This window comes from Mesorhizobium sp. M0830 (genome assembly GCF_040319965.1).
In the GTDB taxonomy this organism is placed as follows: domain Bacteria; phylum Pseudomonadota; class Alphaproteobacteria; order Rhizobiales; family Rhizobiaceae; genus Mesorhizobium.
Genome location: NZ_JAMYOR010000025.1, coordinates 45,297 through 65,891, shown reverse-complemented (window position 1 = coordinate 65,891; position 20,595 = coordinate 45,297). Strand labels below are relative to the sequence as shown.

The 20,595-nt window shown below is 59.6% G+C and carries 17 protein-coding genes; 14 read left to right on the top strand and 3 right to left on the bottom strand.

The features are described from left to right. Positions 1-16: 16 nt before the first annotated feature. From nifV to NKI20_RS16750, 14 genes are all read left to right on the top strand, one after another. Entirely contained in the window at positions 17-1,225 is a 1,209-nt protein-coding gene (nifV, locus tag NKI20_RS16815) for a homocitrate synthase (protein ID WP_352832077.1), read from the top strand. Beyond that, the gene (gene nifW, locus NKI20_RS16810) at positions 1,222-1,602 is read left to right on the top strand and encodes a nitrogenase stabilizing/protective protein NifW (protein ID WP_352832074.1); all 381 of its coding nucleotides are present in this window, start codon (positions 1,222-1,224) and stop codon (positions 1,600-1,602) included. Before nifV ends, nifW begins: the two co-directional genes overlap by 4 nt. A gap of 187 nt (positions 1,603-1,789) precedes the next feature. Then, a complete protein-coding gene (locus NKI20_RS16805) occupies positions 1,790-2,641 on the top strand; it encodes an electron transfer flavoprotein subunit beta/FixA family protein (protein WP_023766899.1) in 852 nt (283 codons plus the stop codon). A gap of 17 nt (positions 2,642-2,658) precedes the next feature. After that, the gene (locus NKI20_RS16800; protein WP_352832070.1) at positions 2,659-3,768 is read left to right on the top strand and encodes an electron transfer flavoprotein subunit alpha/FixB family protein; all 1,110 of its coding nucleotides are present in this window, start codon (positions 2,659-2,661) and stop codon (positions 3,766-3,768) included. Between the two features lie 9 nt (positions 3,769-3,777). Continuing rightward, positions 3,778-5,085, top strand: a complete 1,308-nt coding sequence (locus NKI20_RS16795; RefSeq protein WP_352832067.1) for an FAD-dependent oxidoreductase — start codon at positions 3,778-3,780, stop codon at positions 5,083-5,085. Between the two features lie 11 nt (positions 5,086-5,096). Next, a complete protein-coding gene (locus NKI20_RS16790) occupies positions 5,097-5,396 on the top strand; it encodes a ferredoxin family protein (protein WP_023678245.1) in 300 nt (99 codons plus the stop codon). A gap of 179 nt (positions 5,397-5,575) precedes the next feature. After that, complete coding sequence (nifA, locus tag NKI20_RS16785) at positions 5,576-7,339, top strand: nif-specific transcriptional activator NifA (protein ID WP_502898129.1); 1,764 nt, start codon at positions 5,576-5,578, stop codon at positions 7,337-7,339. Between the two features lie 239 nt (positions 7,340-7,578). Next, the gene (gene nifB / locus NKI20_RS16780) at positions 7,579-9,054 is read left to right on the top strand and encodes a nitrogenase cofactor biosynthesis protein NifB (RefSeq protein WP_352832064.1); all 1,476 of its coding nucleotides are present in this window, start codon (positions 7,579-7,581) and stop codon (positions 9,052-9,054) included. 31 nt (positions 9,055-9,085) lie between these two features. Continuing rightward, positions 9,086-9,280, top strand: a complete 195-nt coding sequence (locus tag NKI20_RS16775; protein ID WP_023672218.1) for a 4Fe-4S dicluster domain-containing protein — start codon at positions 9,086-9,088, stop codon at positions 9,278-9,280. Between the two features lie 88 nt (positions 9,281-9,368). Further along, positions 9,369-9,689: a nitrogen fixation protein NifZ gene (locus tag NKI20_RS16770; RefSeq protein WP_352832061.1), complete on the top strand. Its 321-nt coding sequence runs from the start codon at positions 9,369-9,371 to the stop codon at positions 9,687-9,689. Beyond that, positions 9,686-9,898: a putative nitrogen fixation protein NifT gene (gene nifT / locus NKI20_RS16765; protein WP_023813715.1), complete on the top strand. Its 213-nt coding sequence runs from the start codon at positions 9,686-9,688 to the stop codon at positions 9,896-9,898. The genes NKI20_RS16770 and nifT overlap by 4 nt, the downstream gene beginning before the upstream one ends. 33 nt (positions 9,899-9,931) lie before the next feature. Next, positions 9,932-10,837, top strand: coding sequence for an SIR2 family NAD-dependent protein deacylase (locus NKI20_RS16760; protein ID WP_352832058.1), 906 nt, complete (start codon positions 9,932-9,934; stop codon positions 10,835-10,837). 72 nt (positions 10,838-10,909) lie between these two features. Continuing rightward, positions 10,910-12,754, top strand: coding sequence for an ABC transporter ATP-binding protein (locus NKI20_RS16755; protein ID WP_352832055.1), 1,845 nt, complete (start codon positions 10,910-10,912; stop codon positions 12,752-12,754). 22 nt (positions 12,755-12,776) lie between these two features. Further along, positions 12,777-14,669 carry an ABC transporter ATP-binding protein gene (locus tag NKI20_RS16750; protein WP_023736290.1) on the top strand — a complete coding sequence of 631 codons (1,893 nt, stop codon included), beginning with the start codon at positions 12,777-12,779 and terminating at the stop codon, positions 14,667-14,669. A 601-nt stretch (positions 14,670-15,270) separates the two neighbouring features. On the opposite strand, the gene NKI20_RS16745 is transcribed toward NKI20_RS16750, so the two are convergent. The 3 genes from NKI20_RS16745 to nifA (NKI20_RS16735) all read right to left on the bottom strand — a co-directional run bounded on the left by NKI20_RS16745 (position 15,271) and on the right by nifA (NKI20_RS16735) (position 19,523). Next, a complete protein-coding gene (locus NKI20_RS16745; RefSeq protein WP_352832052.1) occupies positions 15,271-16,311 on the bottom strand; it encodes an LLM class flavin-dependent oxidoreductase in 1,041 nt (346 codons plus the stop codon). 90 nt (positions 16,312-16,401) lie between these two features. Beyond that, positions 16,402-17,541: a histidinol-phosphate transaminase gene (gene hisC / locus NKI20_RS16740; RefSeq protein ID WP_352657238.1), complete on the bottom strand. Its 1,140-nt coding sequence runs from the start codon at positions 17,539-17,541 to the stop codon at positions 16,402-16,404. Between the two features lie 218 nt (positions 17,542-17,759). Continuing rightward, positions 17,760-19,523: a nif-specific transcriptional activator NifA gene (gene nifA, locus NKI20_RS16735; protein ID WP_352832048.1), complete on the bottom strand. Its 1,764-nt coding sequence runs from the start codon at positions 19,521-19,523 to the stop codon at positions 17,760-17,762. Positions 19,524-20,595 lie beyond the last annotated feature (1,072 nt).

Here is a 20,595-nt window from a genome sequence, read left to right as displayed (position 1 = left end):
GAACAGGCTACCGGTCATGACCCGTCATGTCTCTCTCAACGATACGACCTTGCGCGACGGCGAGCAGGCGCCGGGCGTCGCCTTTACCACGACGGAAAAGCTGGAGATCGCCGAGTCTCTTGCGGCGGCCGGCGTCACAGAGATCGAGATCGGCACGCCGGTCATGGGCGCCGACGAGATCGAAACAATTCGCGCCGTGGTCGCGCGGCGTCTCCCGGTTCGGCTCATGGCCTGGTGCCGGATGACGTCGCTGGATCTCGATGCAGCGATCGAGAGCGGCGTCCACGCCGTCAATCTATCGCTGCCAGGGTCGGACATCCAACTTGCCGCCAAGCTCGGCCTCGACAAGGCGGGGGCGCTCCAGGTCATCGATCATATGGTCAGGCGCGCCGCCGCCGCCGGCTTCTTTGTCGCGATGGGCTGCGAGGATGCCTCGCGGGCCAATCGGGATCATCTCGCCCGCGTCATCGAGACGGCTGCACGCGCCGGCGCAAGCCGCGTCAGGCTAGCCGACACGGTCGGTGTTCTCGACCCGTTTTCGACCTTTGAACTTGTCGCCCAGCTCGTGGCGCAGTCTCCAATCGACCTTGAATTTCATGCGCACAACGATCTCGGACTTGCTGGCGCCAACACGCTAGCCGCGATCCGCGCAGGCGCGCGCCATGCCTCCGTCACCGTCCTGGGGCTCGGCGAGCGTGCGGGCAATGCCGCGCTGGAAGAGGTGGCCGCCGCGATGGCGGTCTTCGGCGGCGCAGATACCGGCATCGAGCTGACCGCATTGCCCGGCCTCGCCGCCGAGGTGGCCTGGGCCGCCCGCCGGCAGACCGCGGCCACTAAGCCGGTCGTCGGCGCCGATGTTTTCACCCACGAATCCGGCATTCACGTCGCAGGGCTGCTGAAGGACTCGCGTACTTATCAGGGGCTTGATCCGGCTCTCGTGGGCCGCTGCCGGCGGATCGTCATCGGCAAGCATTCCGGCGCCACTGCGATTGCCCATGTGCTGAGCGAAAGCGGTCGCGATCTCGACCCGGATCTGGCAGCCGCGATGGTGGCCCGCGTCCGGCGCGAGGCGGCCGAGACCAAATCGACGGTCACTGCAACTCAACTGGTCGAGCTCTACGATAAAATGTGCAGCGAGGCGTCGGTCTTCGAGCTGTGCGGGTCCAGGTCAGCCGTGCGCGCGCGCGCAGAGGCCACAGTTTTGCGACCAGGGAGAATGCAATGAATTGTTCCGCTGACAGCCGCCCCATCGATGTCACAGACATCCTCGCACGACTGAAGCGCCTGTCGGCCGCGGAGGAGTTCTTCTCAGTCCTTGGCGTCTCCTATGACCCGAAGGTGCTGAATGTCTCGCGGCTCCATATAATGAAGCGCGTGGGCCAATACCTTGCCGAAGCAGATTTCTCCGGTCTGCCCGACCAGGTGATTGCCGCGAGGGTGCGCGCGACGCTCGAACGCGCTTACGAGGACTTTGCGATTTCCTCGCCGCTCACGCATCGGGTCTTCAAGGTGCTCAAGGACCACGATCCGAACAAACCTGCCGCGCCGGGTCACACCTTTGTCCCGTTCGACTCGGTGCTGAAGCGGTTCGGACGGGAATGACCGCCGACAAGGGTTGCGACGCGACAATGTCGAGCAGCCGACAAATCCGGTCATCACCACAGCCCCCTCAGAAGCAACCAGCCGAAGTTGTGGGAAAGGGGGCAGCGCAAGAGCCTTGGCACGAATTATGCGGGTCAAGGAGATAACCGCAATGCCCGCACCCGATAGGAGCCTAGAGAAACCGCCAATGCACATCGTAATCTGCATCAAGCAGGTGCCGGACTCGGCACAGATAAGGGTCCATCCGGTGACGAACACAATCATGCGCCAGGGTGTTCCGACCATCATCAACCCTTACGACCTGTTCGCCCTCGAAGAAGCGCTCAGACTGCGCGATGCCTATGGCGGCGAAGTCACTGTGCTCACCATGGGTCCGCCCATGGCAGAGGACGCGCTGCGCAAGGCGCTCGGTTACGGGGCCGACCGAGCGGTGCTCTTGACCGACCGCTATTTTGCCGGCTCCGACACGCTGGCGACCTCGTTCGCCCTTTCCCAGGCAATCGCGAAGGTCGGCGAGACGTTCGGCACGCCAGACCTCGTCTTCACCGGCAAGCAGACGATCGATGGCGACACCGCCCAGGTCGGGCCCGGCATCGCCAAGCGCCTCGGACTCCTGCAACTGACCTATGTCGCGAAGATCCCCTCTATTGACCTTGCTGCAGGCGAGATCAAGGTCGAGCGCCGCTCCGAAGGCGGCACACAGATGCTGAAGAGCAGGCTGCCTTGCCTCATCACCATGCTGGAAGGCACAAACGAGATCCGCCGGGGCTCGATCCACGACGCCTTGTGCGCCGCGCGCAGCCAGGTCTTGAAATGGAGCGCGGCCGACGCCGGCATCGAGGATCTCACCAAATGCGGCCTGCGCGGCTCACCGACGGTCGTCAAGCGTGTTTTCGCCCCTGCTGCGCGAGCTGAAAAGGCGGCACTAATCGACACCGCCGAGAAGGCCTTGCGCGATGTCGCTGACGAACTCATCACCGCAATCTTCACCCGCCAGCCGGCGCTGGAACATGAGCTCGCCTTCAACGGCGGCGCGTGACGGCAAGGAGTAAAACGATGTCGACCGCGAACCGAGAAACCCCTCGCCCTGCCGCCGGCCGCGCCGGCATAAAGAAGGAGCTGCCCGCCCATTTCAAGGACTACCGGCACGTTTGGGTTTTCATCGAGCTCGAACGCGGCCAGGTCCATCCCGTATCATTCGAACTGCTCGGCGAAGGCCGCAAATTAGCAGACAAGCTTGAGGTCCAGCTTGCAGGCGTCGTGCTCGGACCGCCGGGAGAGGCCATCGGGAACGCCGTTGCCGAAGCATTCGCTTATGGTGCTGACCTTGTCTACATCGCCGAGGCGCCCCTGCTCGCCGACTATCGGAACGAGCCTTTCACCAAGGCGATGACGGATCTGGTCGATACCCACAAACCCGAAATCCTTCTTCTCGGTGCCACCACACTCGGCAGGGATCTTGCCGGCTCCGTGGCGACGACCTTGCAGACAGGGCTCACGGCCGACTGCACCGAACTCGATGTGGATACCGACAGTTCGCTCGCCGCCACGCGTCCGACTTTCGGCGGTTCCTTGTTGTGCACGATCTATACGCTCAATTTCCGCCCTCAGATGGCGACAGTGCGGCCAAGGGTCATGCCCATGCCGCAGCGGACGGATAAACCGGTCGGGCGTGTCATCCGGCACAAGCTCTCGCTTGCCGAGGACGAGATCGCTACCAAAGTCCTCGGCTTCCTGCCGGACAATCAGTCGGCAAAGGCAAACCTTGCCTATGCCGACGTCGTGGTTGCGGGAGGCCTTGGTCTTGGCGCGGCGGAGAACCTGCAGCTTGTGAAGAACCTCGCGCGAGCAATCGGCGCCGAGCATGGCTGTTCGCGCCCGTTAGTCCAGAAGAGCTGGATGCCAGCTGATCGGCAGATCGGCCAAACTGGCAAGACCATCCGGCCGAAGCTTTACATCGCGGCCGGAATTTCCGGCGCCGTCCAGCATCGGGTTGGCGTCGAGGGGGCGGATCTCATCGTGGCCATCAATACCGACCCGAACGCGCCGATTTTCGATTTCGCTCACCTCGGAATCGTCACCGACGCGATCCGCTTCCTGCCCGCACTGACGGAAGCCTTCACCCGGCGGCTGTCGCCCCACAGTCGCGATAAGCTTGCGAGCTAAGGGACGGACATGATCGAGGAAAACTTCGACGCCATTGTTGTTGGGGCAGGCATGTCCGGAAACGCAGCTGCTTACACCATGGCCAGCCATGGCCTAAAGGTGCTGCAGTTGGAGCGCGGTGAATATCCGGGCTCCAAGAATGTCCAGGGTGCCATCATGTACGCGGACATGCTGGAGAAGATCATCCCGGATTTCCGGGATGATGCGCCTCTCGAGCGGCATTTGGTTGAACAGCGGCTTTGGGTGATGGACGACACATCCCATACCGGGATTCACTATCGGTCGGACGACTTCAATGAGGCCAAGCCCAACCGATACACGATCATCCGTGCCCAGTTCGATAAATGGTTTTCGCGTAAGGTGCGCGAGGCCGGCGCGACGCTTCTGTGCGAGACGACCGTGACGGAACTCATCCGTGATGCCAAGGACAGGGTGGTCGGCGTGCGCACAGACCGGGCCGGCGGAGCCATCTACGCGAACGTGGTCGTTCTCGCAGAAGGTGTCTGCGGACTGCTTGGCACGCGAGCCGGCCTGCGCCAGATGCCGAAGCCACAAACCGTGGCGCTCGCCGTTAAGGAAATGCATTTCCTGCCCGAAGAGGTCATTGAGCAGCGGTTCGGCGTCAAGGGCGATGAAGGCTGCGTGATCGAGGCGGTGGGCACGACCTCCCGCAGCATGGCCGGGCTCGGCTTCCTCTACACCAACAAGGAGTCGATCTCACTGGGCATCGGCTGCCTCGTCTCCGATTTTGCCGGGATGGTCGAGAGCCCCTACGTTCTCCTTGATGCCTTAAAGAGCCATCCTTCGATCCGGCCGCTGATCGCCGGCTCGGAAGTGAAAGAATATTCCGCACACCTCATTCCCGAAGGCGGCTACAAGGCTATTCCGCAGCTGTTTGGCGATGGTTGGGTCGTGGTCGGCGATGCCGCGCAACTGAACAACGCCATTCACCGCGAGGGTTCGAACCTCGCCATGACCTCCGGCCGCATCGCGGCTGAGGCAATCATCGAGGTCAACAGCCGCAACGCTCCTATGACCAAACGAAATCTCGCTCTTTACAAAGCCATGCTGGACAAGTCCTTCGTGGTCAAGGACCTAAAGAAATACAAAGATATGCCGGCCTTGCTCCACACCAATTCCTGCAATTACTTCACAACTTATCCGCGGTTGATGTCGCAAGCCGCGCAGAACTTCATGCGTGTCGACGGCACTCCGAAGATCGAGAAGGAAAAGGCGACCACGGCGGCCTTCATCAAGGCGCGCTCGCGTTGGGGGCTGGTCAGCGACGCGGTCCGCCTTGCATTGGCGTGGCGCTGAAGGGAGACGAAATGACGATCGCAGTGACAAAGTCACGTGTCGAGGACAAGCTTTACCAGAACCGCTACTTGGTGGATTCCGGCCGTCCGCATATCAAAGTGCGACCGCACGAGAGGCCAAGCGCGAACTTGCTCGCGCTTACCCACGTCTGCCCGGCGAAATGTTATGAGCTGAACGACAAAGGTCAAGTGGAGATCACTGCTGACGGCTGCATGGAGTGCGGCACCTGCCGGATTTTGTGTGAGACCAGTGGCGAGATCGAGTGGAACTATCCACGCGGCGGTTTCGGAGTCCTCTTCAAATTCGGATGACCGACGCACGCACGTATTAAGAGGGTTGATCTTGATACAGTTTAGGTCTCGCCCAACGCCAAGTCTATTTTCTTTGCTTCGATCGTCGCTTTGACGAAGAGAAGCTCGTGAATACTGTGCTTTCAGAATTCAGATAAAAAAGGAGGAGCACTCTGGACGACAACCCCTGAGGTGTTTCCATGACCCACGGACCGCAAGATCGGGTCGACGAGGTTGGACCTCGGGGGACCCGCCCTGAACCGCCCATCAAAAGCATGCCCCAATCAGATATCGCGCTCAGAGGACTCTACGAGATATCGAAGGTGCTGACCGCCCCCAGCGAGCTGGAGATTACGCTCGCCAATGTCGTGAACGTCCTGCCTTCATTTCTGCAGATGCGTCACGGAGCAATCGTCGTCCTGGACGCTGAAGGAGAGCTGGAGATTGCCGCGACTGCCGGCAATACCCACGTACGTCAATCAGGCACTCGCCGCGTCATACCACAGGCCGTAACAGATCAAATCGTCGCTACGGGGACGCCGCTCTTCATACCGGACGTGCGCAAGTCCCAACTATTTCAGGCTGACCTTCAAACGTCTTCGAGCATCGGAACCATCCCAATTGCCTTTATCGGTATCCCGCTAAAGGCTGATCATGATATCCTTGGGACATTGTCGATCGACCGCGCCGGAGACGGCGCCACCGACTTTCGCGACGACGAGGACATTTATTTCCTGACGATGGTCGCCAACCTTGTCGGCCGGACCATCCGCCTCCATCGCGCCCTGAGTACAGATCGTCAGCGGTGTGGCCATGAGCAATTGGGACCGGAGAAATCGCCCAACGAGGGGAGGACCTACGACCCTGCCCGGCATGCGGATGCCAAAATCGACGGGATCATCGGGGAAAGCCCCGCACTCAAGCAGGTGCTCGAAACCGTCTCGGTCGTAGCAGGGACCAATTCCACCGTGCTTCTGCGGGGTGAAAGCGGCACCGGCAAGGAATTCTTTGCGCAGGCCATCCATAAGCTCTCACGTCGGAGGAAGAAGTCTTTCGTCAAATTGAACTGCGCCGCACTGTCTGAAAGCGTTCTGGAGTCAGAACTGTTTGGGCATGAAAAGGGCGCTTTCACGGGTGCTATCTCCCAGCGCGCCGGTCGTTTTGAATTGGCAAATGAGGGAACGCTGCTACTTGATGAAATCGGCGAGATTTCGCCGGCCTTTCAAGCCAAGCTGTTGCGTGTCTTGCAGGAAGGCGAGTTGGAGCGAGTCGGCGGCACCAAAACGCTACAGGTCGACGTGCGCCTCATATGCGCCACCAACAAGGACCTCGAGACGGCCGTCATAAAAGGGGAGTTCAGGGCCGACCTTTATTACCGCATCAATGTCGTGCCAATTATCCTGCCGCCGCTCAGAGAGCGACCCGGCGATATTCCACGCCTTGCGAACGCCTTCCTCAACCGGTTCAACAAGGAGAACGATCGCGCACTAGCCTTCGCGGCGCCGGCGCTTGACCTGATCTCGCAATGTTACTTCCCTGGTAACGTCCGCGAGCTGGAGAACTGCATCCAAAGGACGGCCACACTTGCGCGCTCAAGGACGATCACTCCATCCGATTTCGCCTGTAAGAAGGGCCAGTGCCTTTCCTGGCTCCTCTGGAAGCGAGCCGACCGCTCGAATGGCGGCAATGCCATCGACGATCTCGCACGGGTCAACGCAGCGCCGGTCGGATTGCGGCTGCCGGCCAGTTGCATCGGTGCCTCCGCAGGCAAGATATCTCCCTTTACGGCAGGCGATCCGAACGATCCCACTTGTCCCCCGCGTCTGGCGGAACGCGACCGGGTGATCGACGCGATGGACAAGGCCGGTTGGGTTCAGGCCAGGGCGGCTCGTATCCTCGGGCTCACGCCGCGGCAAGTCGGCTACGCCCTGCGCCGGCATGGTATCGTGGTGAAGAAATTCTAGACGTCGTGATGACGTCAACCGTAAGCAGCCCGGAGTGGTCTCGCTCACACTTTGCGCGCCCAAGGCTGGTAGCCTCGCGACCCTATTTGCGTGTCCACTGTCGTAAGCCCGACAAAGGTGTGTCGGAGCAATCCGAAGGAATCTGACACGACAAGCCTATTCGTGAACCGAAACAGCTCTTTGAGCTGGCATAGCTCTTGCGCTTTGAACTGCGACATCACGCAGCAACGGAGCCGTTCATGTCTGCACCGGCAATTTCGCTTGAGAGCCTCAGCACGACATTCGGTGACCAGTTGCTTGGCACCATGAAACCCGGTGGCTGCGCGTCATCCTGCGGCTCGTCGACAAAGCCCGACGACACGGATCCGGCTGTCTGGGAGAAGATCAAGGATCACCCCTGCTTTTCAGAAGAGGCGCATCACTATTTCGCGCGCATGCACGTCGCGGTCGCGCCAGGCTGCAACATCCAGTGCAACTACTGCAATCGCAAATATGACTGCGCCAACGAAAGCCGGCCTGGGGTGGCCTCTGAAAAGCTGACGCCCGACCAGGCGCTACGCAAGGTGATCGCGGTCGCCAGCGAGGTGCCGCAGCTTTCCGTGCTCGGCATCGCCGGACCGGGCGATGCCTGTTACGACTGGAAGAAGACGAAGGCGACCTTCGCCAGGGTCGCCAGGGAAATCCCAGACATCAAGTTTTGCATCTCCACGAATGGGCTCGCGCTACCGGACCATGTCGATGAGCTTGCCGACATGAATGTCGATCACGTGACGATCACCATCAACATGGTCGACCCTGAGGTCGGTACAAAGATCTATCCTTGGATCTTTTACGACCATCGCCGCTACGTCGGCCTCGAAGCCGCCCGGATCCTGCACGAGCGGCAGATGTTGGGCCTGGAGATGCTTACCGCGCGCGGCATCCTCACCAAAATCAACTCGGTGATGATTCCTGGCGTGAACGATGAGCATCTGATCGAGGTGAATAGATGCGTCAAGGAGCGAGGCGCGTTCCTGCACAACCTCATGCCGCTGATTTCGGACCCGGCACACGGCACGCATTACGGACTGAGCGGGCAGCGCGGCCCAAACGCAATGGAGCTGAAGGCTCTTCAGGATCGTCTCGAAGGCGGCGCCCAGTTGATGCGCCACTGCCGGCAGTGCCGGGCAGATGCCGTCGGCATGCTTGGCGAGGATCGTGGCCAGGAATTCAGGGCCGACCGGATTCCCGGCGAGGTCACCTACGATGCCAGCAAGCGTAACGCCTATCGGGAGCTGGTCGCGCAGGAGCGCCGTGATCACGTGGCGGCCAGAAGTGAAGCGATCGGATTGGTCAAGGCAGCCAGGCCCGGCAAAGCCGTCCTCTTCGCGGTGGCGACCAAGGGCGGCGGCCGCGTCAACGAACATTTCGGCCATGCGAAGGAATTCCAGGTTTACGAAGCCTCGCCGAGAGGGATCAGCTTTGTCGGGCATCGGAAGGTGGAGAAGTATTGCCTCGGCGGCTTGGGCAAGGAAGCCGCCCTCGATGGCATCATCGCAGCCCTTCAAGGCATAGATATCGTGCTGTGCGCCAGGATTGGAACTTGCCCGCAGGATCAGCTCGCGGAGGCTGGAATCCAAGCGACCGATGCTTTTGCCCATGACTATATCGAGACGGCAATCAGCGCGATTTACACCGCCACGTCAGGGGCCCCCGCACTCGCGGCGACGGCCTGAGCTGTCTCATCCATTCGGACCAGGAGTTAAAATGGCTTTCAAGATCATCGCATCCCAATGCACCCAATGCGGCGCCTGCGAATTCGAATGTCCTTCCGGCGCGATCAAGTTCAAAGGCGAGAGCTACGTGATCGAGTCACAGAAGTGCACCGAATGCGAGGGGGTCTTCGATGCGCAGCAATGTGCCTCGGTATGTCCGGTGCCGAAGACCTGCGTTCCTGCGTGACCACATGGCTGCCGACATGGTTGGGGCTGCCTACGCAGGACGCCTGGAACGCACAACCTGCAGCCGCAAGAGAAATCAGGGAACGGACATGTCGCTCGGACGCGAAGAGGAGATCGAAATCCGCAGGCCGCCACGCTTCATGCCGGGAGAGCGGGTACGTGCTACTCGCCACATAAAGAATGACGGCACCTATCCTGGCAGGGAGATCGGCGAAAATCTCGTGCGGAAGGGCGACGAGGGATATGTGCGCGACATCGGCACCTTTCTCCAGCAGTTCTTCATCTATGCGGTCGAGTGGATCGACCGTGGCACCGTCGTCGGCATGCGAGCGCGTGAACTGATGAGCCTCGACAAAGCCGAGGCGTCCTACAGTGCTGAAAGCAATTCCAATGAAGGGACGGCCAGATGAAAGTCATGATCCGCAGGACCGATGCTGGCTTGTCGGCCTATGTCCCCAAAAAGGACCTCGAAGAGCCGATCATCAAGCTCGAGAAGGAAGAGTTGTGGGGCGGAACTATCACGCTCCGGAACGGGTGGCGGCTCGTCTTACCCGATCTCCCACGGGATACGCGTCTGCCGATCACTGTCGAGGCAAGGAAAGTTTCCGAAGAGGACTGATGCTGCTCCTAGGTGCGTCGCGAGGAAACGAGCATGAACACGATCCTGACATCGGACCACCTCGTCATCGTGCGGGACAGTTTTGCCGATAAGCTGCTTGACTTGGCGAAGGCAGCGCTCGCCGCCGATGAGGTGATCCCTTATCTCGGTCCGGGCCTTCTTGGGTTCAACTGTGCGGAACCGCCTGTGCCGCATACTCCGGAGGTCGTTGCCGCGGCACTCAATGCACGGGCGCCCGCCCCTTCCAGGATCCGCACCAATATGTGGTCGGTTGCGCAGTTCATCGAACAGCGCCGGCATCGCCGGACGCTTCAAGCTTGGATGACGGAGATATTCGCAGCGCCGGTGAGGCCAACCCTCCTCCACGCCTGGCTCGCAAGGCTGCCGCTCTCCCTCATCATCGACAGCTGGTATGACAGCGCGATGCGCACGGCTCTCGTGGAGACCGGCCGAACGGACGTCGTTGAGATACAAGGCGTCACGCGCGCGAACGAGATCGGCAACATTTGGACAAAAACCTACGATTTGTCCGGGAGGGAGCTCGACGCTCAATCGGGGGCAAAGACGGTCCTCTATGCACCTCACGGGAGTAGTAGGCCCTCGCAAAACTTTCTCGTCGCAGATTCCGACTATGTCGAAGTCCTGACCGAAATTGATATCCAGACACCGATCCCAGACGTGGTGAAGGAACGGCGCATCACCCGTGGATTTTTCTTCGTTGGCTGCCGCTTCAACGATCAGATGCTGCGCACCTACGCCAGACAGATCATGAAGCGCTCCCGCGGTCCCTATTGCACCGTAATGGACGCGGAAACCCTGACCAGAAACGAAGCGCGTTTCCTTGCGGCAAGCGGAATCACGGTGATCGACATGCCACTTAGTCAAGCGGCGGCTCGGCTTCTGGGAACGGGCAAGGCTGCAGGTTGTGGACAGGATTAAAATGGCGGTCGCCTTTGATGATGCGTCCTTCGGCTTTCCTCGAAGGCGCAAAATGCAGTCGGGAATACACCCGTGAACAGTGATGCTGTCGGCAGCACAACGAACGCTCTGAATTCGTTGACCCATGTTGAAGCGGCGCGCTGGGGCCGGGATTTGAGTACGCTGTTGCGCATAACGCGCATGAATTTTCGGCATCCCTGGCAGGTCGCCTTCGCTATGGGCTCGACGATCATGGCGGCAATCCTCCAGTTGCTCATTCCCCAGCTTCTCGGCCGGGCTGTCGACCAGGCCCAGACAGCCATCGGGGGCGGTGTCGCCGGAAGCGCGGCAGGACAAGCGCTCTGGACCCCGGCTCTCCTGCTGCTCGCCGTCACCGCGCTACGCGGCCTTTTCACGATGGCGCAGAACTATTTTGCCGAAGCCGTCGGGCATCATGTCGCGTACGAACTGCGGCTCGCCTACTACGACAAGATCCAGCGTCTCAGCTTTTCCTTTCACGATCAGGTCCATTCAGGCGATCTGATCACCATAGGAATGCTCGATCTCCAAGGCGTGCGGATGTATTTTTCCACCGCGCTCGTTCGCGTGGTCCTGCTCACCATGCTGATCGGGATCGGCGCCTACATGATGATCTCGATCGATCTCATGCTCGGCCTGGTCGCGCTGAGCTTCGTGCCTTTTGTCGCCTGGCGCTCATCGACCACACAGCTTAGGCTGCGCGCCACCTGGCTCGACCTCTATGAGCGCCTTTCGGTACTAAGCCGCGTGATGAAGGAAAATCTCGCAGGCATCCGCGTGGTCCGCGCTTTTGCGGCTCAATCCTATGAGATGCTGAAGTTCGACCGCGCTTCCAAGACCGCGCTCGGCCTCGCCAACGATCTCGTTGACATCTACGTACCCAGCACGTCGGCGATGACCTTGTCCTTCTTTTTCGCAATGGGATTGGTCCTTTGGATCGGTGGCAACAAGCTCATCGCTGGCGAGATCAGCGTCGGAACGATGGCGACCTTCCTGACCTTCATGACCATCCTGCAAATGCCAGTCCGCCAGATCGGCCTCATGGTCAATGCCTTTGCCCGCGCTTCCAGCTGCGGTTCGCGGCTTTTCGGTCTCCTCGATCAGGAGATCACGATCAGGGATGCTCTCGAGGCCAGACCGCTTGAGATAAGCGACGGCACTCTGCGCTTCCACAATGTCTCATTTGCGTACCCCAATGTCGAAAACCGCGCCATTCTGAAGAACCTCAGCTTTGAGGCCCGGAGAGGCGAGACGATCGCGATCGTCGGTCCGCAGGGTTCCGGCAAATCGACGATGGCTCATCTGATCCCCCGCTTTTACGACGTGACCGGTGGCGCCATCACGTTGGACGGCCAGGACATACGCAATGTCACCCTCGAGAGCCTTCGCAAGGCGGTTGCCGTTGTACAGCAGGATGCGTTCCTGTTCACCACCACGATTGAGAACAACATCGCTTATGGCGACCCCTGGGCGAAGAGACAGCGAATTGAACGCGCTGGCGAATTCGCCCAGCTCCACAACTACATCCTCGGGCTCCCAGCAGGGTATGAGACGGTCGTGGGCGAACGCGGCGTCTCTCTCTCTGGCGGCCAGCGCCAGCGTCTCACGATTGCTCGCACCATGATGCTGCGCCCCTCTGTCGTCGTTTTCGACGACTCGATGGCCGCGATCGATGCCGGCACCGAGCAGCGCATTCGCGCGGCGACGCGGCGCTTCGCCAAGGATCGGGTGACGATCATCATCGCGCACCGGCTGAGTGCGCTTATGCATGCCGATCAGATCCTTTTTGTCGATAACGGCGAAATCGTAGAACGCGGCACGCATGAAGAGCTTCTGGCGAAGCGGGGACGCTACAGGGCCCTTTACGATCTCCAGACGCGCCCAGGTGATAGCATATGACCCAGTATGGGGGCGCCCGCTGATGGACCAGGGCCCCGGCGAACTCGAAGCCGAACGTGACGACGGCAGACGCCCTCCGCGCGCGGTCGTCGGCTCGCACCGGATCGAGGAGGAGATGTTCGGCCGGGCTTTCGACAAGAGCATCCTCCGCCGGATCTGGGGCTTCGTCCATCCCTATCGGGCAAAGGTAGTTGTCACGATTGTCGCGATGTTGATCTTCACCGGGACGCAGCTTCTCATCCCCTTGATCATCCGCTACGCGATCGACCAGGGCATGAACCCGGCAGCGAGCGATCGCTCAGCCCAGCTTGCGGCCGTCGGCGCGTTCCTTTCGGCGATTTTGGTCAATTTCGCCGCCGGTTACATGCAGGAAACCTTGGATGGGAAAATTGCCGAAACTGTCCTGTTCGACATCCGCCGCGCCATGTTTGGCCATCTGCAAAAGGTTTCGCTCTCTTTCATGGACAAGACTGAGGTCGGACGCCTGATGTCGCGGCTGCAAGGCGACGTTAACTCCATACAGGAGTTCCTGGAAACCTCGGTATATTCCCTAGGTGATGTTGCGCTTCTCTTCGGTATCGTTTTCGTAATGCTGTGGCTCGACTTTCGCCTCGGCCTCCTGACGCTGTCGGTTCTGCCGATCCTGGTGATCGTCCGCATTGTCTGGCTGCCGCGTGCCCGCGACGCCTTCATGGCTGCACACGAAACCAATTCAGTCGTCAATGGCGCGCTGGCCGAAGCCATTCACGGCGTGCGGACCATACAGTCGATGGATCGCCAGCAGGTGAATTTCATTCTTTTCGACGACCGGGCCCATGCCAACCTCAGGACCCAACTGATCGCTGCCAGATATGCACTGGTCATGGTGCCTATCGTCGATGGCCTCACGGGCCTCGCCTTGGCCGCCGTTATTGTGGTCGGCGGCTCGATGGTCGTGAATAGCCGTATAGATGTGGGCGTGTTGGTAGCCTACCTGTTTTACATCCAGCGCTTCTTTGACCCGATCCGCTCACTCACCTTGCAATATTCGATCATGCAGCGCGCCATGGCCTCAGGCAAGCGCCTGACCGATGTGCTCGATGTCAAGATCGATGTTCAGGACAAACCCAATGCCGAGGTACTTTCGCCCGAAATGGACGGCTCGGTCGAGTTTAGGGACGTCACATTCGGCTACGATCCGAACCGTTCGGTTCTGAAAAATGTCTCCTTCAGGGTCAATCCCGGCGAGACGGTCGCACTGGTCGGACCGAGCGGTTCTGGCAAATCGAGTGCGATGGCCCTGGTCCACCGCTTCTATGATGTTCAGCAGGGTCAGGTGCTGGTCGGCGGGCATGATGTGCGCGACCTCACCCAGGAATCGCTCGGCCGCCAGGTCGCCATGGTGCTGCAGGAGCCATTCCTGTTCACCGGGACGGTCTTCGAGAACATTCGATACCAGAAGACGGAAGCCACGCGCGACAAGGTGATCGAGGCGGCGAAGGCGGTCGGCGCGCATGACTTCGTCATGAGCCTCGCCGACGGGTATGAGACCCAACTTGGCGAACGCGGCGACAACTTATCTCTCGGCCAGCGCCAGCTTATCAGTTTCGCCCGCGCCCTCGTCGCTGACGCCAAGATCCTCGTGCTCGACGAAGCGACCGCCAACATCGACAGCTATACGGAATTGCAGATTCAGAAGGCTCTGATCAAGCTGCTTGAAGGGCGGACCGGCCTCGTCATCGCCCACCGTCTCGCCACGATCCGGGGGGCCGACCGCATCATCGTGCTTCAGAATGGCCAAGTTGTTGCGACTGGCAACCACGATGAGCTAATAGCTATGGGCGGCCTGTATTCCAAACTCTACTATCTCAACTACGCCTCCTTCGACGACATCCCCGAACACGAGACCACCGTCCAAGCTGGCTCCCAGACCTGAGTTTTTGGCGGCCTTGTGGTAGTGGCGTTGACTTTCGGGCGTGTCGGCGGACCACTCAGGCCACCGCAGACGGCCAGCAGGCAGCATTCAAGGACAAGCACTCCTCGCAGTTCGTGAAGACCGGCTGCGAACGATTTCCTTCAGCATCGTATCCCGACCGCGGTGCACCCCATCATCGGGCGAGCTCGCTCCCGTTGGTGGCTGGGCGTAGCAAAGCCGCTCGCGAGCGCGCCCTCAACAGCGCCGTAGCGAGTGGCGGCTTTGCTACCGCAAGGCCGCTGATGAAGCTGGAGGCGCCGCACCGACGCCGCCCCGGGCGAGAAGAACCTCTGCGGCGGGCTATGGGCAACGGGTAGCGCGAGCGCGACGAGCAGACGCGTGCCTGCATCGTGACGCGCTCGGCCATCATCTCCTTAGGATCATCCAGGTTCACACGATGGCCCGGACGCCAGCCAACGCACAAAGCTGGTATTCTGTGCCGCCGGCTCGTCGTCAGTTTGGCCTCCCTCCCGATTGCCCGTCCCCATCACGTGCACGCTCGAGCACGTGGATGTGAGGGAGCGCTGTACAACGATTCAACCTCAGACCGCGAATTTCATGGTCAGCCAAATCGAGCCATGATTTCGGATTGAATGGTCGTCGCGGTGTACAGGGAAGCATCTAGCGGCAGATTTCCAAATGCCAGTTGACAAAGCAGGTAGTTGGCACCTGCCACTTCCAACTGACCTAACAGAGCTTTTCGCACAGATTCTGCTGATCCTACCACGCACAATTCACTCTCGACTGCCGCATCGAAGGTCAGCGGCAGGTTTGGTGGAGTGGGGATAGCGTTAAGCTCGTAAAGGAATTGGAAGCTCTTGAGCCAGCGTTCGTAAGCAGGTGCCGCGAGCGAATAGGCATGTGTGTCACAACGCCCAACCACGACCATGCGGAGCAATCCGATAAATTGCGCCTGATCCCCCGCGCCAGCGTTGTCCTCTCGATAGGCGCGGAACGCATCAGTAGTTTTGCGAACAGAAGAGGAAGGTCCTACACACGCGATATTGGTTCCATTCGCAGCCGCCCAAGCTGCGGACTCGGGTCGATTGGCAGCAACCCATGTCGGCGGATGTGGACGCTGATGAGGTCTTAACGTCAAAGGAACGTCATTGAGATCAAAATGGCGGCCTTGATAGCATAGCGTGCCGACCTTCATCGGATTAACAAGTATTTCCATGAGGATTTCGCTGGCTTCGGCATAACGGCCCGGCACCGCGTCCGCACCAATCCCGAAGTAGCCCAATTCGATCGGGAGAGCACCGCGCCCTATGCCCAGTTCGAGCCTGCCACCGCTCAACTGGTCCAGCATACAGATCTCTTCGAACGCACGCAGCGGATGATAAAGCGCAAGCAGCATCACCAAGGGTCCGAGACGCAAGCGCCGGGTGCGCTGGGCGACGCTCGATAAGAACAGATTCGGCGATGGACCTCTCCCATGGGGAGTACAGTGATGTTCTGCGAGATGATAGGCATAGAACCCTAGCTGATCGCACGCCTCTGCTAATATCAGGCGATCTTCGTATTGCCGACCGATGTCGCGGCCATCCTCGTCCAGATGATCGAAGATGCCGAACGCTAGGTTTGAAGGAAAGACGTTTGTCACTCGATAAGTCCCCGATTTTAAAAGGCAGGCTGTTCTCTTGCTGGGATGACCAAGCAAGTCGGAAGAGATGTGTGTGATCGCCGATTTGCGTCAGCGTAACGAAGAAGCAGAGCCTGACGCTTCCCTGCCCTTGGAGCTTGGCACCATTAAGCTTCCAGCAATGTCGCCAGCGGCAGCAAGAAATGCATCCATCTGCTCTTTTGTGCCGATGCTGACGCGGATGCAGTGTTCCAAGCCTTTGTCCGGAAAAAACGCGACAAGTATCTTTTGCCTTTCCAATGCTGCTTGCCACCATGAGCCGTCCTGTCCCGCGGGCACACGGGCCAGCAAGAAATTTGCGCGGGAGGGCGTTACGGAAAATCCGAGTTGCGACAGCGCGACTGTCACTCGCTCTCGTTCATCCTTGATGTGCTTGTGGTTCTCTGCGTAGGCGCCGCGATGCGCAAGCACGCTGATACCAACGGCATGCCCGATGACGTTCATGTTGAAGACGTTCTGGATGTTTCGCAGCCTGCCAATAATTTCAGGGTGACCGAAACCGAAACCGACGCGAATGCCGGCGGCGGCATAGCTTTTCGAGAATGACCTCAAGATCAGAACGTTCGGATACTGGTTGATGAGGCGCAGGCCATGATCGGGTGCAAAGTCGACGTAGGCTTCATCAAGGACAACCAAGCGGTCCGATTGTGCTACGAGGCGTTCGATATCGCTTATCGGGAGGAATGTTCCGGTCGGATTGTTTGGATTGGCCAACATAATGAACTTGGCGTCTTTTGCCGGACCGGAAAGCAATTGCTCCATTGGCAGGGAATGAGCTTGACATCCGACTTCGAGAAACTCGGCGCCCTGAATCATGGCAAGTTTGCGGTTGAACGAAAACCCTGGCGACATCATCGCAACCTTATCGCCAGGCGCGAGGAAAGCTCTGTAGATGAGTCCGAGCAGTTCAGACGACCCGTTGCCTGCGATGACCTGATCCCTGGAAACGCCATAGGTGCTGGACGCCGCTTCCCTCAAGCTGATGTTATCGTCATCCGGATATAGATACTGGCACTTGAGAGCCGCCACTGCACTTTGCATTATGATTGGCGGCAACGGAAACGGGTTTTCATTCGTATTCAGCTTGACAAAATTTCCGTCCGGCGCCGGTCCGTTGGACGGCAGAGCATCTAACTGTCGCGTCACTGGCGGAAGAGCCGAAAGCACAGTTTGCAGTTTTGCATCGGACATATTTTAACTCCGTTTCATTCACCAGGGGCATCCGTATGAGCTCGCAACGAGAGCAACATGGCGGACAGGATTGACGATGGAAGCGTTGCCTCTCACACGATGGTCGCAACGCAGACACGGGAATTCGGCCAGGCTGTCCTCGATGAATCGAGTGGAAGCGGACGCGGACCTGCATCGCTGCCGCAAGGCGCTAAGCAGCTCAGCTCATCTGCTCGGTTTCAGATACGCTTGATCTCGACGCCGTATTTCCTCAGCACGTAGCCAATCTGGCGCGGGGTCAGTCCAAGGAGGCGCGCTGCCTTTGCCTGCACCCAGCCACATCTTTCCATGGCAGCAATGACGCGCTCTATGTCGGGGGTCCTCGCACCAATTGGGTGTGTTGCGCCGGCACGCGGGACTGTGGTCGCGGCCGAAGAGGCTGCCGCATCCGGCGGCGTGGTCGGATTCACTGACTCCGGCAGGATCGGCGCTGGTTGCAGCGCGGCCATGCCCGATCTGCACTTCCACAGCGCCTCGGCAAAGCATTGGCCTTGGGAGCAGGCAAAGTCGTTTCTCCCGATTGATAGTCCCTCGGCCAGGATCGCTGTCCGATGCACGCAATTTTCAAGCTCGCGAATGTTGCCGGGAAACTCACATTTCATCAGCACTTCAATCGCACACGGATCGAAGGTAAGCGTACAGCCGTTCTCGTCGTTGAACTTCTTGAGAAACTCAGCTGCGAGCAGCGGAATATCGCTGCGCCTCTGGCGCAATGCTGGTACCAGCAAGGGAACCACGTTGATGCGGTAGTATAGGTCGGCGCGGAACTCATTCCTTGCAACCGCCTCTTCCAGGTTCCTGTTCGTGGCGGCAATCACGCGAACATCGACCTTGATGGTCTGATTGCTGCCGACGCGCTCAAACTCCTGCTCCTGCAGCACGCGCAGTAGCTTTGCCTGGAACGAGGCCGAGATCTCGCCAATCTCATCCAGAAACAACGTCCCCTTGTCAGCGAGCTCAAAGCGCCCCTTGCGGGAATTGAATGCGCTTGTGAAGGCACCCTTCTCATGACCGAACAATTCGGATTCCAGGACTGTCTCTGGGAGCGCTGCACAATTGAGTTTAACGAAGGGCCGCTTGGCGCGCGGCGACAACTCGTGAATTGCCTTGGCAGCCAGCTCCTTTCCGGTACCGGACTCGCCTCGCAACAGAACGGTGGTTTTTGCCTTGGCTACGATCGCGATCTTCTCCAGCAGCGCGCTTATCGCCGGACTGTCACCAATCATCCCCTCGACATGAACCTTTTTGCGCCGGGGTGCAGGGTGCTTAACATCTGAAAATTTCGTTTGCAGCCGATCTTCCAACTCCGGCGGTCGCTCGCGGTCCCCGGCGGAGAAGCGGTGCAACTTGACTGTCTGTCCCACCATGTTGGCAATCATGGTGAGCAGTCGGACATCGTAATCGAGCCGATAGCTTGACCTGCTTTCCAAAGCCCTGTCCACAGTCAGCGCGCCTACGGCGTTTCCATCAACACGAATGGGAACGCCGATGAAGGACACGGTGTCGGAGGCCCCAAGCACCTCGATGTCAGCGGCAGTGAAGGCCGGATGCATCGCTATGTCCTCGGCGATGAGTGGCGTGTCCGTCGTCACAATCTGATCGATGGCGTTGCGCGGCACGCGCGACCGGGAGGGCTCATTGCTGTTCGTGTCGCAGTCGCTGGCCACGGTGATGTCCAGTCCGGCCTCGGCATCGCAGAGAGTGATGATGCCGTGCCGCATCTGCACTAAGTGCAGGAGATCAACGACCTTGGCCAACGTGAGTTCGAGCCGGGCGGGACCGGTGAGTATTTTCGATATTTCGAAGATTCCGGTGAGGGCGCGCTCGTGCAATGCCCCATTCGCAGGATTCGTCTCGGACGTTGGACAACCCCTTATCGCATCCGGCAGCGATATGCCGCACTCGCTGGCATTTTGTTCTGATTTGCGAATGTTGTGGTGCATGTGATCCTCGATCTCGCGCCATCAAACGTAGGCCGGCGGCATGTGCGCCCGCGACGTCGCGAGCAAGCGCGAAAATACTCCGACGTGAACTCGTGCCGCCGCCGTTTGGTCGAGTGCAAAGCGGATCGAACCCTGATGCATCGCTTGGCTCTCCCCTCCACGAAGCTTGGCCATGGTCTCGGCTTGCACCAAGGCAACCACACGTTGTTTTCAACAGACTGGAGCGAGGCGGGATAGTCAATCGAGCTTTCTTTCATTCGTGAAAGGAAACCTCGCGGCATATGATAGAATTCATCAATTCTGTTTTTGCCGTTGAACGACGGAAATACTTGCGCCGGCGATGCGGTGCCCGAGCGGCTGACCGCGCCGAGTGTAAAAGCCGGGCCGTGCCATTCACCAGCGCCCGCGAAGGAGGGGCGGAAGTGATAATAACCGCCAACGGCACTGGTCGTTTGCGGCAACCGCCATTTTGCTCGAGTTGATCATGCGGCGGCGGTGTCGCGTGTGAAGGCGCGAAGCTGGCGTCGAGTACGGCTTGGTAGGCGGTGCTCGCAATTTCCAGATCGCATCGTCGTGGTCAGCGCCAACGGCGTCAATCTCTACGTCTCGACGTGGCTTTCATGCAGCGGGAGCGCTGCAAAGAGCACAGCATTCTCGGCTCTGATGCCACCGATGAACCGCGAGCCAGAGGGATCGACTGGCAGCACTCTGTCAGTGAACATCAACGGGTCGTGCTGGACCCTCGTCGTTCCCGCCTTGTGCCAGCGCATTCATTCCATCATGGGTGCCACGGCTAGTCAGGGAGAGCGAAGCTCTCGGCCTCCTCTAGGCCAACGGATTTCGTCATGTGGCGCAGGCGTTCCGGCGAGAGGAACTCGCCTCTCACAGCGCTTCCGAACAGGGGTAAGTTAGTCTGTCATCTGGACGGGCTTATGAACAGGCCACCTATTTGGTACGCGCTGGCGCCAGCGATGCGGCCCGGTCCAAAGCCGGCTAAAACGAGGAACCCACCACGCTCTGTGCAGCAAAACCGCTAGCCAGAGGGATCGACCGGCAGCACTCTGCCAGAGAC